Raw genomic sequence first — 15,199 nt, 5'->3', positions numbered from 1 at the left:
GGCGTGCGTGAGCGAGGGCGTCCGCCGCCGTTCTGCACGGTGCCGCTCGTGGCTTTCGACAGCGGAAGCCCGCTGACATGGAACTCGTCGCACGATGCGCACCGGGCACGAAGACCCACTTTGACTCGGTCACCATGGCGCAGGCGCTTAAAGCGTCGCGAGTTGGCGGCCCAGGGCGCTCGAATCTGGTCCTGACACCGGCGCCGATTGCTGATGTTGAGCGCCCCCTGCTGCTCGAAGCGCGGGCTCTCATGCACCCCAGTTCGGCGAGGGCGTCGTGAGCTGTGTGATGGGCCCGAGTGGGTCGCGAGCGAAGAGCTGGACTGAAAACGTAAGCTCGGATCCCACATAGTCATCGGAGGGTGGGAGCGGCACAAACCCAACGCCGATGTGAAGTTCAGACTGGCCTGCCAACGGGTGCCGGAACGAGGTGTCGGGATATCGCGCCTCGAGGTCTGCTGCACTGTCCCCGACGGCGATTCCGTCGACTGTGCTGATGCGAACGCCGTTCACAGCCTCGGATGACACCCGCACCCACGTATTTGAACTGAATGGTGGCATCCCTCCCGTCAACGGGTCGTTGAGGAGGAAGCCGCCCCATTCGTACCTTGTCGTCGGAGGCACGTCGTTGCGGCCCTCGAAATTGTCCAGGATCGGCGCGCTTCCCAGAGCCTGGGACAGCCCGGCGACCACCTCGCTTGCGGGCTGGAAATAGTCGAACGTGGACAGAGTCTTCCCCGATGCATCGCGGAGCTCGATTGACGTAGCACTGACGAAAATATCCGTTACTGCTTCTGGCGCGGGGGAACGCACCGCTGTAGTAGAGGCCGGCGGCGTTGCCGTCGGACTCAGGGTGCCCCGGACGGGATTCCATGGACCCGCACACCCGGTGAGCAGCAGAACGCTGACAACCAAGACCAGCGCTATGAGCGCTGTGCCGCACCCACCCGACACACTGCGAAGAGTCATATTTCCCCCAAAGCCATCGGCAGATAACTGCCTTCGGGTAAATCTTGGCACAGGTGTCCGTTGGGGCATCGGGGTCTACCGCCAGAGGAAGTGGGGAAGAAACAACCCAACGACGCAATCAGTGTCGGCTGACACATCGCGGCCGGCGGTTGTCAGGTTTTTCGGCTACGGAACGTGGTCGAGTTCCGCTTCAACGTCTAGCTCGTAGTCCCGGCTGCAACTGTTCCTGTTTCGGACAATTGTGGCTGGCGCACCGGCAGCAGTTGTCCGTTCCGGCAACAACTACCCTGATCTCGTGGGTGAGCACCTCTCTCGTGGACTGCGGGCCCGCATGCGGCAGCAGAGTTTCCGTCTCGCTCAGGTGTGATTTACCTCCTCTTGGCCGGCTGGACGGCCTATTTTCGCGTCATGCACTTCCCGGTCAGCTGGCGCAGTTCCGCTTCAACGTGGAGCCCGCAGTCTCATAGACCCGGGACGACTCTCGCGATAGGCGCAGCAGCCGGCGGGGTTGGGCAGACCCTTTCACGGGGTGTGTGGCGGCTCAGGCGCCTGAATCCACCGAGGGGACATAGAAGTGGGTGATCGGACCGAGTGGATCGTCGGCGATGAGGACCACTGACAATGTGCGGTCTTGTCGGTCTGATGATGGCGTGCAGGGTGGAAGTGAAACATGACCCACGACGATGCGGAGCTGGAGCGGGTCATCCGTGGGCTGGCCAAGCGAAGAGATGTTCCACGAGGAATCGGGATACTGGGCTTCAAGTTCAGCGGCGTTGTCTCCGACGGCGATTCCGTCGACTGTGCCGATGTGGACCCCGTTCACGGTCTCGGCTGACACTGCGAAAGTGGTGTTCGGGCAACGAGGTGCATTCGGGCTATCCCAATCCCGATCCCAATCCTGCACGACAAAATCGCCCCAGGAGTAGGTGATTTTCGGATGCCGCTCGTCGCCCAAGGTATCGAATATTGGCGCGCTGCCCAGGGCCAACGAAAGTGCAGGGACCAACTCGCTGGCGGGCTGGAAATAGTCGAATGTGGACAGGGCATTGCCCGATGCATCCCGCAGCTCGATCGACGTCGCACTGAGGAAGATGTCCGTCACTTCGGATGGATCGGGCGGCGACACCGATTGAGTTGGTGTCGGTGCCGCCGTGGGCATTGCCGTCGGGCCGGGAGTGCGGGGGATGGGAACTGCTGGACCAGAACAGCCGGTCAGCAGCACCGCGCCAAAAGCGAGGAGCAGGGCTGAGAGGACTGCGCCCACACCAGACACGCCGTGATCGGCCATGGTTTTCCCCCAGAGTCATCGGACGCATAGCGCCCTCGGTACATCGTTACACAGACGATCAGATATTCCTCAGGAGTGGGTTGGTGTTGCCGTCTCAAGGTCACGCTCTTTGGTTCCGGAACGTGGTGGAGTTCCGCTTCAACGTGTAGCTTCGCTTCGCTGTGCCGGGCGCAATTGTCGCCGATTCGGACAATTCTGGCCGGTGCGCGGGGCACAGTTGTCCGTTCCGGCAACAGTCGCCCTGATCTCGTGGGTGAGTTCCTCTACCCGGGCCTCACCCGCCCCAGTTCGGCGAGGGGGAGCGGAACTCGGTGATCGGACCGAGTGGATCGGCGGCGAGGAGCCAGACTGAAAACGTCAGTTCTGACAGGGAATCCATGGGTGGGAGCGGCACGTGACCAACGAAAACGTCAAGTCTGCTGCCTTGTGGGTTTGCGGTGTCTGGGTATCGTGCCGCGATCTCTGCGGCGTCATCTCCAACAGAGATACCGTCGACGGTGCTGATGTGAACACCTTTCACGGTGGACGAGGAAACTTTGACCCAGGTGTTCGGTTCATGTGGTGACGTCCCGCTTGGCACACCGTCCATGAGGACGAAATCGCCCTCTGGACCAGGCGACTTAGGGTCTGCGGGCAGGATATTGCTCCAGATGTACCCGGTTCCCGGAGGCACTTCGCTGCCGCCCTCGTAGCGTTCTGAGATCGGTGCGCTTCCGAAAGCCGTGGACAGGCCGGCAACCAACTCGCTGGCAGGCTGAAAATAATCGAACGTGGACAGAGACGTGCCGGACGCATCTCGAAGTTCGAGCGATGTCGCAGTGATGAGGAGGTCCGTCACAGGGGCCGGAGTTGACGGACGCGTCGCTTCAATAGGGTCCGGCGTTGCCGTTGCTGGCGCCTTCGGCGGCGCCGTTGATGTTGCCGTCGGGCTTTTGCCGCCGAGGACGGGATCCGGCGGTCCGGAACATCCGGTCAGAAACAGACCCGCAACCAGAAACAGTACTGCCAGCGTTTTGCCGAACTTACCTGAGACGTCGTGAACGGTCACACTTCCCCCGATGTCGCCTGGATCTGACTGCTGTCGGGACATCGTTGCACAGATTACGTGGCGGCGGCCCTCGCAGGCGGGGCCATGTCTTTCGGTAACGGAATGTGGTGAAGTTCCGCTTCAACGTGTAGCCGGGTCCCGCCCGCGTAGTTCCTGCCCAAGCCTGCCCCTGTTCGTGTCGGCGCCCAGTGGTTTCAGAGGCGCGTTCGGTGCGCTCGACGCTTTCGGAGCGGGCTCAGGCATCGGGCCCCTGGAGGAAAGGGCAAGGAAATGAAACCGGCGACGCCTGCCGCTCAACCGGACGGGACGCGCAGCACCACGTTGCCTCTCTTGTGGCCGGCCCTGACGTAGCGGTGGGCCCTCGCGGGGGACGGGCATCGAGTTCGACACTCGCGGTCGAGTTCGAGCGGCATGCCTCTCGAACTGGACCGGTGCTGTCGAACCCGGCGCGCAATCCTCTGCGCCGGGACGACAGCTCTCAGCTCGGAGCCGGCAGGGGGAACGTGGCGAGCACCGTGCGGCCGCCCGCCGCCGCGCGGGGCGCCATGTCCACCAGGGCGATCTGGGTGAGGGTGAGCGCCTCACCCTCGTGCACGCGGACGCCGTTCTTGATCGTGATGTGGGCCCGGAAGCCGGGACCCGTGAACGCGGGTTCATCCGGGGAGGACGCGAACGGCCGAACGGCGTCGACCAGTGCCCGGTGCAGCTCGGTCAGGCCCGGGTTCTCGGCGACGAGCGTCACCGGAACGTCCTCGCGCCGCCCGAACAGCGCGTCGGCGCCCGCGACTGCCGTCCGGGCGGTGCGGCCGACCGCCGTGACCGCGATGACACCGGCGATGACGGATGCCGCAGCATCCGTGTGAAAAGGCGGCAGAACGGTGATGTGCAGCGGCCAGTCCGCCACCGGGAAGCTGTCTCCGGTGCGCAGGGGCGTGAGCGGGAGGACGACGACGAGGCGGGACATGCGCCGATTCTAGGGGAGTCCCGCGGGTGCGCCGCCGGTGACACAATGGGCGCATGATGCTGAACCTCACCGGCGATACCGCCGCCGACGCCCTGCTCAGCGACGACCCCTTCGCGCTCCTCCTCGGGATGCTGCTGGACCAGCAGATCGCGATGGAGACCGCGTTCGCCGGGCCGGCCAAGATCCGCGACCGGATCGGTACGCTCGACCCGGCGACCATCGCCGCCTTCGACGCCGACGCGTTCGTTGAGGTCTTCCGGGCCACGCCGGCCGTGCACCGCTATCCGGGGTCGATGGCCGCGCGCACGCAGACCCTCGCGGGCGTCATCGCCACCGACTGGAGCGGCGCCGCCTCCGCCCTGTGGACGACCGGCTCCCCGGACGGCGCCGAGATCCTGCGGCGCCTGAAAGCGCTCCCGGGGTTCGGCGAGCAGAAGGCGAAGATCTTCCTGGCCCTGCTCGGCAAGCGGCAAGGCCTCACCGCGCCGGGTTGGCGCGAGGCATCCGCTCCCTACGGCGAGGACGGCTCGTTCCGATCCGTCGCCGACATCGTCGACCCCGAATCGTTGGCCCGGGTGCGGGAAACCAAACGCGCGGCGAAGGCCGCGGCGAGATCCGAGAAGGAGTAGCCATGGTGCGTCTGCTGATTCGCACGGCCATCTTCCTCGGCTCCGCCGCGATCGGCCTGTGGGTGGCGTCGCTGGTACTCGAGGACTTCACCCTCACCTGGCAGGGCTTCGTCGTCACCGTGCTGGTCTTCGCCGCTGCGCAGAGCATCCTGTCGCCCTTCATCATGAAACTGACCGCACGCAACGCGCCGGCATTCCTGGGCGGGGTCGGGCTGGTGTCGACATTCGTGGCGCTACTGATCGCATCCGTCGTCGCCAACGGGCTGGTCATCACCGGCTGGCAGAACTGGATTCTGGCCACCCTGGTGGTGTGGCTGGTCACGGCCCTCGCGACCGTGACCTTGCCGCTGCTGTTCCTTCGTCGGGTGGCCAAGCAGGCCGGTGCTCGCGGATAGCGTGCCGCCGACCACGCCAAGGAGCGTGCAGTGGGTCCCCAGTACAGCGAGCAGACTTGCGATTTTCTCGAGGAGCCGGAACACCGCAACAAGGCGGGCGGTTCAAAGTGCACAAGCCGGCTGACGTGCCGCTCGAGACCGTGACGCCGCGTCCGGGCCCCGGGCAACTCGAGGCCGACTCAGAACAGGTTCCCGGTGCCCATGTGCACGGGCTGGCCGACCGCGAACGTGCGCGTGTGGAAACGGCCCCTGGTGGCGTAGCACTGGGCGAGGATCACACTCGACGGGGCGTGCGCGTCGGACGCCTCGACGAACACCGCGTCCGAGCGCTCGCCGTCGAGGCTGAGGTAGCCGTCCCAGGCGAACGCGACCCGATCGAGGTCGTTCTGCTCGCGCACGAAGTGCCGGCCGGCGGCCACCATCGCTTCGAGTCGGCCGACTTCGAACCGGTGAAGGTCGCGATCGCCGTCCTTTTCGATCACCGCGAACGGAATCAACGGGCCGCCTCGGGGAACCACGGAACTGGTCGCATGGTCGATGGCGAACAGAGCCAGGTTCATCAGGGCATCCGAGGTTTCGCGCATGCCCAGAAGTTATTGCGGTTGGCCCGGTGCTTCCCGCCCACGAACGGGGGTGAATTCGAGTGAGACAGGCCGGCCAGCCGCACCCAGCCGGGCGGCCGCGAATTCACTGTCTGATCGGTGTGGATACTCCCTGCTAAGACTCAGGGAACTCGTACTAATTTCCTAGTAAGCAACCGAACAGGCAATTCGGAACCTGAATAGTCAAGCAACACAGCAAGGCACGTCCGCTGCTATTCCTGTGAAATTCCCCTGTGCTTTTTCGCTCATCCGGAGGATAAAAAGTGATTCCTGATTCCCTCACTCAAATTCAATACGACACCGTGTACAACGTGTTTTCGCTCGTCATCGCTTCACAGCTCTTCACGGCGATCTTCATCATCGTTTCCCTCAAGCGGATCCTCCCGCGCTACCGGCAGGCGATGACTGTCGCGGCCATTGTGTGTGCGATTGCCGCCTATCACTATTTCCGCATCTTCGACTCCTTCAAGGCGGCCTTCGTAACCGAAGCCATCGGTGGTGCGGGCGACTATGTGCAGGTCGCCGGGGCATCCTTCAACGAGGGCTACCGCTACGTTGACTGGCTGCTCACCGTTCCCCTGCTCCTGCTCGAACTGATCGCGGTTCTCGCCCTGGCCCGCAAGGTCCAGACCAGCCTCCTCTACCGGCTCATCCCGGCATCGGCGCTGATGATCATCCTCGGTTACCCCGGTGAGCTCAGCGGCGATAACGCTGTGCGTGGCATCTTCGGTCTGCTCTCGACCATCCCGTTCGCGTACATCCTCTACGTGCTGTTCGTCGAACTGACCAAGTCTCTCGACCGCCAGCCCGCGAGTGTCCGCCGCACGATCAGCCAGCTGCGCCTGCTGCTGCTGCTGACCTGGGGCGTCTACCCGATCGCCTACCTGCTGCCCATGCTCGGCATCGACGGCTCGGATGCCTGGGTCGGCAAGCAGGTCGGCTACTCCATCGCCGACATCCTTGCCAAGGCCCTCTACGGCCTGATCATCTACAAGATCGCGCGGATGAAGTCGTTCGCGGACGACCCGGCGTTCGCCCGCCTCGAGCTGTCTGTCGATGAGGCCGACGAGATGATCTCCAGCACGAACGCTCGCCGGAACTAGGCCTACTCGGCGTCCTGCTCGCAGCCACCGGGCCTGGGCCGGTCGTGATCCTTGTGATCGCTACCGGCCCAGGCCCGTTTTCACTGTCCGGTCACTGTCAGGCAGAGTCTAAAATCAGGTGTGCTCATCCCCCTGGACGACGGAACCGCGGATGCCATCGTGCGCCGCCACCTGAACCACTTGGTCGACGACGAGGTGCGGGCGAGTCCCGATATCCGGGGCGGCCAGACCAGCGCCGACCGTGCCCTGGCCGGTTTCTCGGTCTCGGGATACGCGGCCAGGCGCAGTCAGGTGCTGCCGGAAACCGCCCGCGGGGCATCCCGGCTCTCGCCGTACATTCGGCATTCCCTCCTGCCGCTGCGGCGGGTGTGGCAGCACGTGGCGGATGGACCGGCCCGGGACGCCCGAAAATTCCGGGACGAGTTGCTCTGGCAGGAGTACGCCCGGCATCTTTATGCGCGGGTGGGTGTCGCCCTGCACCGGAACCTGCGTTTCGCGGCACCCTGGGACGGCGAATTCGAACCCGAGGCCTGGCCGCGACGCATGCACTGCGTCGATTCGGTCCTGTCGGAGTTGGAAACCGACGGCTGGCTGGTGAACCAGACGCGGATGTGGCTGGCTTCGCAGTACACGGTCCGGTCCGGCGCCGGTTGGCATGCCGGCCAGGAAGTGTTTTATCGGCACCTACTCGACGGCTCCCGTGCGGCCAACCTGCTCGGCTGGCAGTGGACCGTGGGCGCCGGCACCGGCGCTCCCTACGGCTTCGCCCGTTGGCAGGTGGAGAAACGGGCCCCCCAGCTCTGCCGGGCCTGCCCGCTCGCCCGGTCCTGTCCGATCGAACAGTTCCCGGCGGATTCCGCACCGCCGCGGGTGACGGATGCTCCGGGAAACCTCACGCACGATCCGCACCTGTCCGCCACCAGCGGACCCGCCAGCGTTCTGCGGCGCCGCGCTGCCCGGTCGGTGCTGTTGACGGTGGACTCCCTTGGTGACGCCGATCCGGCCCTCCGCGCGCATCCCGAGCTTCCGGCCGTCTTCGTCTTCGACGAGCCGGCCCTGGCCCGGCTGCGGCTCTCGAGCAAAAGACTGATCTTCACGGTGGAGACCCTGCAGGACCTGGCCCGGCGCCGCGAGGTGATCGTGCACCTGGGCGACCCGCGAGTGATCGTTCCGGGTCTCGACGCAGCGGTCACGTTCGCGCCGGTGCCCAGCTTCACCCGCTACGCGGAGGGGGCGGCCGAACTGCATCCGTGGCCGTGGCTGGTGGCGCCGCACAGCGGCTCGGTGGCCAGCTTTTCGGCCTGGCGACGGGCCTTGGTCGACGTGGTCGGCGACGATCGACCAGTGGACACGGGGCGTCTGCCCGGACTCTAAATGCCGAGGGCGAGCGTGCGGGCTAGCGACCCTGGCGGCGCTTCCCCGGACGCGGCTGGCCCTTGACCTCGGGCGCGCGGCCCTTGCCCTTGGCGGCCTTGGCCTTGCCGCCGGCGGGGAGCGGCGGCTTCCAGGGTTCGTCCGCCGCGGCCAGCTCGGTGCGGGCATCCGTCAGAAACAGGTTGCCCGCCGCGGTCAGCCGGGTGGTCTCCGTGGTGCGGTCGATCAGCACGACGCCGAGGTTGGCCTCGAGTTTCGCGATCGAGGAGCGCAGCTTGGGGGTGGAGACATTGAGGTTCATCGCGGCGCGCGGGAAATGCAATTCCTCGGCGACGGCGATGAAATGCCGGAGGAGGGTGAGGTCCACGGAACGCCTTTCTTCGTGCGCCGCACGATTCGCGGGCAGGCTCACTAGGGTACGCGTTCCCGCTGCGGGCGGCGGCGGGAGGCCCCGGCAGCGGACGCACCGCACCGCCGGGCCCGCACAGGCTAGGCTGTGAGCGCACACGCGCACCCACTCAGAACCCGGTTGCGACGTGTCCCTCAAGTGAATACCGGGCCATCAAGGTCGATGCGGGAGAGTTCGGTGCCGCCAGGCAGCCGAACACCGAAGGAGCAATCCTCCCCGACAATCTCTCAGGTACTCGTACCGCATCGGACTGGCCACTCTGAAAAGTAGTCGCGGCACCGCAGCGACTCGCCCATGGTGAAAGTCGCACCCGACCAGCGGATGCGGTGAAGCTCTCAGGCCGAAACGACAGAGGGGGAGTTCCCAGGGGTTCGGTCGCTCGATCGCGCCCCGGAGATTCTCGCTCGGCCCGCGGCCGACGACAACCTGGAGAACTCATGACCTCGGACACTGACGCCCACACTGATTCCACCCCCGCGGTGGAGCGATTCTCCCCACTGCACCAGGCGCACGTCGACGCCGGTGCCGGCTTCACGGACTTCGCCGGCTGGCAGATGCCGGTGCGCTATTCGAGCGATCTCGCCGAGCACCACGCGGTGCGCACCAGCGCAGGCATCTTCGACCTCTCGCACATGGCCGAGATCGTGGTCGCCGGGCCGGACGCCGCCGCGTACCTCGACTACGCCCTGGCCGGCCGGCTCTCCGCGATCGACATCCTGCAGGCCAAGTACAGCCTTATCCTGAACCGGGCCGGCGGCATCATCGATGACATCGTCGTCTACCGCACGAATGAGAACGAGTTCCTCGTCATCGCCAACGCGGGCAACCGCTTCCAGGCCTTCGAGGCGCTCACGGCCCGGGCCGCCCGCTTCGACGTCACCGTCACCGACCGGAGCGACGACGTCGCCTTGATCGCCGTGCAGGGTCCGAATTCGCGTGCCATCCTCGAGGCCACCGTGGACCTCACGGTCGACGGTGAGCTGTCCGCGCTCAAGTACTATCGCGCTCTGGGCGGCACCTTCCAAGCCGGCAGCGTCCTCATCGCCCGCACCGGCTACACCGGTGAGGACGGCTTCGAACTCTACGTCGACGTGCTGGATGCCGCGGCGCTCTGGGATGCGCTCCGCGCCGCGGGAGCGTCTTTCCACCTCGTCCCGGCCGGGCTCGCCAGCCGCGACACCCTCCGCCTCGAGGCCGGCATGCCGCTGTACGGCCACGAGCTCAACACCACCACCTATCCGGCGCAGGCCGGGCTCGGCCGCGTCGTCAACCTCGCCAAGGAGGTCGACTTCATCGGCCGCGAGGCCAGTGAAGAGGGTCCCAGCGCCGAGGCGCGCGTGCTCGTGGGGCTGGCGTCGGCCGGCAAGCGTGCCGGGCGGGCCGACTACCTGGTGTATCGCAGTGCAGACGCGACCGTGGCCGACGGCGTGATCACGAGCGGGGCCCTGTCGCCGACGCTCGGACATCCGATCGCCATGGCCTACGTGGCGCCCGGGCTGGCGCGCCTCGGCACCGAGGTCTTCGTTGACGTGCGCGGCACCCGCGTCCCCGCAACCGTCACCGCCCTTCCGTTCTACAAACGCCAGAAGTAATCCACCCCTCGAGAGGAACGCCCCCATGGCTGAACAGTCTGAACTCCAGTACACCGCCGAGCACGAGTGGATTCTCGTCGACGGCGACACCGCCACCGTCGGCATCACCGCCTACGCCGCCGACAAGCTCGGCGATGTCGTCTTCGTCGAGCTGCCCGATGTCGGAAGCGATGTCGCGAGCGGCACCGTCGTCGGCGAGATCGAGTCCACGAAGTCGGTCGGCGAGCTCTACGCCCCCGTCACGGGCACCGTCGCCGAGACCAATGACGCCGTCGTCGACAGCCCGGAGCTCGTCAACAGCGACCCCTTCGGCGACGGTTGGCTGATCAAGGTCACGTTCGCCGAGCTCCCTCCCCTCCTTAGCTACGCCGAATACTCCGCCCTCATCGGCGAGTAACGAAAACGAAAAGCGCAGGTTCCCGCACCCATGTCACAGCCCTTCACCCAGCGCCACATCGGCACGGATGCTGACGCACAGTCCCGCATGCTGTCCATCCTCGGTTACGACTCGGTTGACGCCCTCGTCAACGCGGCCGTGCCCGAATCAATCCAGGTGGACCAGTTCCGCACCATCGGTGACAGCACCCTCCCGCCCGCAGCCACCGAGCGTGAGGCCATCGCGGAGCTGCGGGACCTTGCCGGCCGCAACACCGTGAAGCGCTCCATGATCGGGCTCGGCTACTACGACACGGTCACCCCGGCCGTGATCAAGCGCAATGTGTTCGAGAACCCCAGCTGGTACACGGCCTACACGCCGTACCAGCCCGAAATCTCGCAGGGCCGCCTCGAGGCGCTGATCAATTTCCAGACCATGATCGCGGACCTGACCGGACTGTCCACGGCCAACGCGTCCATGCTCGACGAGTCGACCGCCGTCGTGGAGGGCATGCTCCTCACCCGCCGGGCGTCGAAGTCGACGTCGACCCGGTTCATCGTCGACGCCGACGCTCTGCCGCAGACGAAGGCGCTGCTGGGCAATCGTGCGGCCGCCCTCGGGATCGACCTCGTGGAGGTCGACCTGGCGGGGGTCTCGACAGGCTCGACCACCGGAGGCGGCTCGACCACCGACCTCGGCGAGTACTTCGGTCTGTTCGTGCAGTACCCCGGCGCATCCGGTCGGGTCTGGAACCCGGCCGGCGTCGTCGGCGCCGCGCAGGCGCAGGGTGCACTGGCCGTCGTCGCCGCCGACCTGCTCGCCCTGACCCTGATCACCTCGCCCGGTGAGCTCGGCGCCGACGTGGCCGTGGGAACCAGCCAGCGTTTCGGCGTGCCGATGGGCTTCGGCGGTCCGCACGCGGGCTACATGGCCGTGCGCAAGGGCCTCGAGCGTCAGCTCCCCGGCCGCCTGGTCGGCGTCAGCGTGGACGCGGCCGGCCACCCGGCCTACCGGTTGTCGCTGCAGGTGCGTGAGCAGCACATCCGTCGGGACAAGGCCACCTCGAACATCTGCACCGCCCAGGTGCTGCTGGCCGTGATGGCCGGCATGTACGCCGTCTACCATGGGCCCGACGGACTCCGGAAGATCGCAGCCCAGGTGCACGAACGCGCCGGGCAGCTCGTCGTCGCCCTCCTCGCCGCCGGCGTCGACGTGGTCACCGCGACCTTCTTCGACACGGTCCGGGTCTCCGTTCCGGGTCGTGCCGCCGACGTCGTCACCGCCGCCGCCGCCAACGGCGTCAACCTGTACCTCGTCGACGCGGACACCATCGGCATCGCCGTCGACGAGACGACGACCCTCGCCGATCTCGCCCTCGTCGTCGGCGCGTTCGGGGGCCGGGACGCCTTCGGCCTGGTCGACTTCAGCATGGTCGAGGCCGGCCTGCCGCCCGAGCTGCACCGCACGAGTGAGTTCCTCACCCACGCGGTGTTCAACACGCACCGCTCGGAGACGAGCATGATGCGCTACCTCAAGCGCCTCGCCGACTTCGACTACGCGCTCGACCGCGGCATGATCCCGCTCGGCTCGTGCACCATGAAACTGAACGCGGCCACCGAGATGGAGGCTGTCAGCTGGCCCGAATTCGGCGGGTTGCACCCATTCGCTCCACGCGCCGACGTCGAGGGCTACCTGGAACTGATCCGGCAGCTCGAAACCTGGCTGACGGATGTCACCGGCTACGACTCGGTGTCGCTGCAGCCCAACGCGGGCAGCCAGGGTGAACTCGCGGGGCTCCTGGCCATCCGCGGCTACCACCTCTCCACCGGCGACACCCAGCGCACGGTCTGCCTGATCCCGTCCAGTGCGCACGGCACCAACGCGGCATCCGCCGTACTGGCCGGGATGAAGGTCGTGGTCGTCGCCTGCGACGAGCTCGGCAACGTGGACCTGGACGACCTGCGGGCGAAGATCGCCGAGCACGCCGAGAACCTCGCTGCGCTGATGATCACCTACCCGTCGACGCACGGCGTCTACGAGCATGAGGTCGGCACCATCTGCACGGCCGTGCACGACGCCGGCGGCCAGGTCTACGTCGACGGCGCCAACCTGAACGCCCTGCTCGGCTTCGCTCGGTACGGCGACTTCGGCGGCGACGTGTCGCACCTCAACCTGCACAAGACGTTCTGCATTCCTCACGGCGGCGGCGGACCCGGCGTCGGTCCGGTCGGGGCCAAGGCGCACCTCGCGCCGTTTTTGCCGGGGCATGCCCTGGCCCAGAGCGACGAGCACTACCTGCTCGGTGCCGGCGACGCCGTGGGCGACGACGGTGCCGATGGCGCTGCCGGCGGTACGGGCGGTGGCACGATCGGCCGCACGGTCGTGCACGCCGGCGGGCCGGTCTCGGGGGCGCCGTACGGCAGCCCGAGCATCCTGCCCATCTCCTGGGCCTATGTGCGCATGATGGGTGCCGAGGGTCTGCACGAGGCCACCGGCGCCGCGGTGCTCGCGGCCAACTATGTGGCCAAGCGGCTCGAGGCGCACTACCCGGTGCTGTACTCCGGCGACAACGGACTGGTCGCGCACGAGTGCATCCTGGACCTGCGCCCGCTCACCGAGGCAACCGGGGTCAGCGTGGACGATGTGGCCAAACGCCTGATCGACTATGGTTTCCACGCGCCGACCATGAGCTTTCCGGTGTCCGGCACGCTCATGATCGAACCCACCGAGAGCGAGGATCTGGGCGAGATCGACCGGTTCGTCGAGGCCATGATCGCGATCAAGGCCGAAGCGGATGCCGTGGCCGCCGGCCGCTGGCCTGCCGAGGACAACCCGCTGCACAACGCCCCGCACACCGCGCAGTCCGTGATCGAGGGGGAGTGGACGCACGCCTACGACCGCGAGACCGCCGTCTACCCGGTGCGCAGCCTCATCCGTGGCAAGTACTGGCCGCCCGTGCGCCGGATCGACAACGCCTTCGGCGACCGCAACCTGGTCTGCGCCTGCCCGCCGCCCGAGGCCTTCGAGTAGAACGCCCCGCTCCCTAACGAATTCGACGGAGATTTTGCCCATTCGGCCGGGTTTTGGCCCGATTGGCGGCTTTCTCGGCACAATCTCCGTCGAATTCGCACGCCCGCCGGCAGGTCAGGCGGCGGGGGTGAGGAGCCCGGGCCACCAGGCGAGGGCGAGCGGATACCCGACGAAGGAGACGATGTCGAGGATCCAGTGCGCGATCACCAGCGGCATTGTGCGTCCCCAGCGCAGGTAGCACCAGCCGAACAGCACTCCCATGGCCGCATTGCCGAAGAACGGGCCGATGCCCTGATACAGGTGGTAGCTGCCGCGCAGCAGCGCCGAGGACACGATTATCGTCCAGGTCGACCAGCCCAGCTCGCGCAGCCGGGTGAACAGGTAGCCGACCACGATCAGCTCCTCCACCAGCGCCGAGCGCAGCGCCGAGAGCACCAGGATCGGGACCGTCCACCAGAACGTGTCGAGTGGCGACGGCACGACCGCCACGGTGAAGCCGAGGGACCGCCCGGCGAGGTAGAGCCCCAGGCCGGGGATGCCGATCACGAGCACCAGCCCGAAGCCGCGCAGCAGGTCGCGGCCCGGCTGCGTGAAGTCGAAGCCGAGTCGCCGGAACGAACTCTGCCCCGGCAGCCACAGCAGGTAGAGCACCAGGGCCACCGCGAACAGGGCGAAGAAGATACCCAGGAACTGATAGGTGAAATCGAGCCATTCCCGGGACGACTGCGACCCGTTCAGGGTCGCGGACTGCTCCGAGAGCGGTCGGGTGTCGGTCAGCCGGGCGATGATCGACACGATCGAATAGAGGGCGGATGCCCCGAGCGAGAGCCCGAGGACGATCCCCACTTCCCAGCGGAGTGCGGTGTGTGGGTCGCGCAGGGTCACGCGCCGGGCTTCATCCGGCAGGCCGGCGTTCCCCCGGGCAACCGGTGGCGATAGCGCGCCACGAACCGATAGCCCACTTCGGCCGCCCAGGACCACGGCGGAACGGTCCCCAGCCAGCCCAGGGCACGCAGCGTCGCATTCGGCTGGTGCCGGAGCAGGGCGGCGACGGCCGCGGCGCCGCCGTACTGGTGGCCGTCGACGATCAGCCAGACCCGGGACTGGGCATCCTTGGTCGTCAGAGCATAGGAGGCCAGGTCGGTCCACTGATAGGGGGCGGATGCCGGCATGCCGGGAAGCAGTCGCTTCATGGTGTTCACGGAGGTGGTGCAGAACGCGCAGTCGCCGTCGAAGATCAACAGCGGAGGACGGGCGGAAGCGGTGACGGTCATCCTTCGATTCTCTCACTGCCCGGAACGTGCAGGTTGCTGTATTCTGCAGAGGGATTGCGCGCAAGAACCTGCTGGGGCGCAACTATCCTGCGCAGTTTGTTTCGCATGTGTAACGTTTCGGCAATAGATTATGCGAAGTGCGCGAC

The 15,199-nt window shown here is 66.7% G+C and carries 15 protein-coding genes and 2 riboswitches; of the genes, 7 read left to right on the top strand and 8 right to left on the bottom strand.

The annotated features are described in order from the left end of the window. Positions 1 to 249 precede the first annotated feature (249 nt). The 4 genes from E3T28_RS15745 to E3T28_RS15730 all read right to left on the bottom strand — a co-directional run bounded on the left by E3T28_RS15745 (position 250) and on the right by E3T28_RS15730 (position 4,269). The gene (locus tag E3T28_RS15745) at positions 250 to 813 is read right to left on the bottom strand and encodes a hypothetical protein (protein ID WP_134433057.1); all 564 of its coding nucleotides are present in this window, start codon (positions 811 to 813) and stop codon (positions 250 to 252) included. A gap of 697 nt (positions 814 to 1,510) precedes the next feature. Beyond that, positions 1,511 to 2,257, bottom strand: a complete 747-nt coding sequence (locus tag E3T28_RS15740) for a hypothetical protein (RefSeq protein WP_134433055.1) — start codon at positions 2,255 to 2,257, stop codon at positions 1,511 to 1,513. Between the two features lie 274 nt (positions 2,258 to 2,531). Beyond that, complete coding sequence (locus E3T28_RS15735) at positions 2,532 to 3,305, bottom strand: hypothetical protein (protein WP_134433053.1); 774 nt, start codon at positions 3,303 to 3,305, stop codon at positions 2,532 to 2,534. A 478-nt stretch (positions 3,306 to 3,783) separates the two neighbouring features. Beyond that, a complete protein-coding gene (locus E3T28_RS15730; RefSeq protein ID WP_134433051.1) occupies positions 3,784 to 4,269 on the bottom strand; it encodes a 2'-5' RNA ligase family protein in 486 nt (161 codons plus the stop codon). A gap of 53 nt (positions 4,270 to 4,322) precedes the next feature. Here E3T28_RS15730 and E3T28_RS15725 point away from each other — a divergent pair, with 53 nt between their 5' ends. Both E3T28_RS15725 and E3T28_RS15720 read left to right on the top strand, forming a co-directional pair. Continuing rightward, the gene (locus tag E3T28_RS15725) at positions 4,323 to 4,898 is read left to right on the top strand and encodes an HhH-GPD-type base excision DNA repair protein (RefSeq protein ID WP_134433049.1); all 576 of its coding nucleotides are present in this window, start codon (positions 4,323 to 4,325) and stop codon (positions 4,896 to 4,898) included. A gap of 2 nt (positions 4,899 to 4,900) precedes the next feature. Next, on the top strand, positions 4,901 to 5,293 hold the full coding sequence (locus E3T28_RS15720; protein WP_134433047.1) for a phage holin family protein: 393 nt from the start codon (positions 4,901 to 4,903) through the stop codon (positions 5,291 to 5,293). Positions 5,294 to 5,472: 179 nt separating this feature from the next. On the opposite strand, the gene E3T28_RS15715 is transcribed toward E3T28_RS15720, so the two are convergent. Next, complete coding sequence (locus tag E3T28_RS15715; protein WP_134433045.1) at positions 5,473 to 5,877, bottom strand: hypothetical protein; 405 nt, start codon at positions 5,875 to 5,877, stop codon at positions 5,473 to 5,475. Between the two features lie 281 nt (positions 5,878 to 6,158). On the opposite strand from E3T28_RS15715, the gene E3T28_RS15710 reads away from it, so the two are divergent. Continuing rightward, complete coding sequence (locus E3T28_RS15710; protein WP_134433043.1) at positions 6,159 to 6,998, top strand: bacteriorhodopsin; 840 nt, start codon at positions 6,159 to 6,161, stop codon at positions 6,996 to 6,998. A 120-nt stretch (positions 6,999 to 7,118) separates the two neighbouring features. After that, positions 7,119 to 8,372, top strand: a complete 1,254-nt coding sequence (locus E3T28_RS15705; RefSeq protein WP_198417218.1) for an FAD-binding domain-containing protein — start codon at positions 7,119 to 7,121, stop codon at positions 8,370 to 8,372. A gap of 22 nt (positions 8,373 to 8,394) precedes the next feature. Here E3T28_RS15705 and E3T28_RS15700 read toward each other — a convergent pair whose 3' ends face one another. Beyond that, positions 8,395 to 8,739: a LysR family transcriptional regulator gene (locus E3T28_RS15700; protein ID WP_134433041.1), complete on the bottom strand. Its 345-nt coding sequence runs from the start codon at positions 8,737 to 8,739 to the stop codon at positions 8,395 to 8,397. A 197-nt stretch (positions 8,740 to 8,936) separates the two neighbouring features. Further along, positions 8,937 to 9,034, top strand: a riboswitch (glycine riboswitch). A 1-nt stretch (position 9,035) separates the two neighbouring features. Beyond that, positions 9,036 to 9,140, top strand: a riboswitch (glycine riboswitch). A gap of 78 nt (positions 9,141 to 9,218) precedes the next feature. On the opposite strand from E3T28_RS15700, the gene gcvT reads away from it, so the two are divergent. From gcvT to gcvP, 3 genes are read left to right on the top strand one after another with little or no spacing between them, the layout of a single operon-like run. Continuing rightward, positions 9,219 to 10,373 carry a glycine cleavage system aminomethyltransferase GcvT gene (gene gcvT, locus E3T28_RS15695; RefSeq protein ID WP_134433039.1) on the top strand — a complete coding sequence of 385 codons (1,155 nt, stop codon included), beginning with the start codon at positions 9,219 to 9,221 and terminating at the stop codon, positions 10,371 to 10,373. 25 nt (positions 10,374 to 10,398) lie between these two features. Then, the gene (gene gcvH / locus E3T28_RS15690; protein WP_134433037.1) at positions 10,399 to 10,770 is read left to right on the top strand and encodes a glycine cleavage system protein GcvH; all 372 of its coding nucleotides are present in this window, start codon (positions 10,399 to 10,401) and stop codon (positions 10,768 to 10,770) included. A gap of 30 nt (positions 10,771 to 10,800) precedes the next feature. Further along, positions 10,801 to 13,779 carry an aminomethyl-transferring glycine dehydrogenase gene (gcvP, locus tag E3T28_RS15685; protein ID WP_134433035.1) on the top strand — a complete coding sequence of 993 codons (2,979 nt, stop codon included), beginning with the start codon at positions 10,801 to 10,803 and terminating at the stop codon, positions 13,777 to 13,779. 114 nt (positions 13,780 to 13,893) lie between these two features. Here the strand turns inward: gcvP and E3T28_RS15680 are convergent, their stop codons facing one another. Both E3T28_RS15680 and E3T28_RS15675 read right to left on the bottom strand, forming a co-directional pair. Next, the gene (locus tag E3T28_RS15680) at positions 13,894 to 14,664 is read right to left on the bottom strand and encodes a CPBP family intramembrane glutamic endopeptidase (protein WP_241979394.1); all 771 of its coding nucleotides are present in this window, start codon (positions 14,662 to 14,664) and stop codon (positions 13,894 to 13,896) included. Continuing rightward, entirely contained in the window at positions 14,661 to 15,053 is a 393-nt protein-coding gene (locus E3T28_RS15675; RefSeq protein ID WP_134433033.1) for a thiol-disulfide oxidoreductase DCC family protein, read from the bottom strand. Before E3T28_RS15675 ends, E3T28_RS15680 begins: the two co-directional genes overlap by 4 nt. Positions 15,054 to 15,199 lie beyond the last annotated feature (146 nt).

Source organism: Cryobacterium sinapicolor (genome assembly GCF_004403465.1).
In the GTDB taxonomy this organism is placed as follows: Bacteria; Actinomycetota; Actinomycetes; order Actinomycetales; family Microbacteriaceae; genus Cryobacterium; species Cryobacterium sinapicolor.
Note: the sequence above shows the minus strand (reverse complement) of the source record. Positions and strands in the feature narration are given on the sequence as shown.

Bases quoted from the DNA above. Each gene is read 5' to 3' on its own strand.
- E3T28_RS15730 (WP_134433051.1), bottom strand. From the start codon at position 4,269: ATGTCCCGCCTCGTCGTCGTCCTCCCGCTCACGCCCCTGCGCACCGGA.
- E3T28_RS15725 (WP_134433049.1), top strand. From the start codon at position 4,323: ATGATGCTGAACCTCACCGGCGATACCGCCGCCGACGCCCTGCTCAGC.
- E3T28_RS15720 (WP_134433047.1), top strand. From the start codon at position 4,901: ATGGTGCGTCTGCTGATTCGCACGGCCATCTTCCTCGGCTCCGCCGCG.
- E3T28_RS15740 (WP_134433055.1), bottom strand. From the start codon at position 2,257: ATGGCCGATCACGGCGTGTCTGGTGTGGGCGCAGTCCTCTCAGCCCTG.
- gcvP (WP_134433035.1), top strand. From the start codon at position 10,801: ATGTCACAGCCCTTCACCCAGCGCCACATCGGCACGGATGCTGACGCA.
- E3T28_RS15715 (WP_134433045.1), bottom strand. From the start codon at position 5,877: ATGCGCGAAACCTCGGATGCCCTGATGAACCTGGCTCTGTTCGCCATC.
- E3T28_RS15675 (WP_134433033.1), bottom strand. From the start codon at position 15,053: ATGACCGTCACCGCTTCCGCCCGTCCTCCGCTGTTGATCTTCGACGGC.
- gcvT (WP_134433039.1), top strand. From the start codon at position 9,219: ATGACCTCGGACACTGACGCCCACACTGATTCCACCCCCGCGGTGGAG.
- gcvH (WP_134433037.1), top strand. From the start codon at position 10,399: ATGGCTGAACAGTCTGAACTCCAGTACACCGCCGAGCACGAGTGGATT.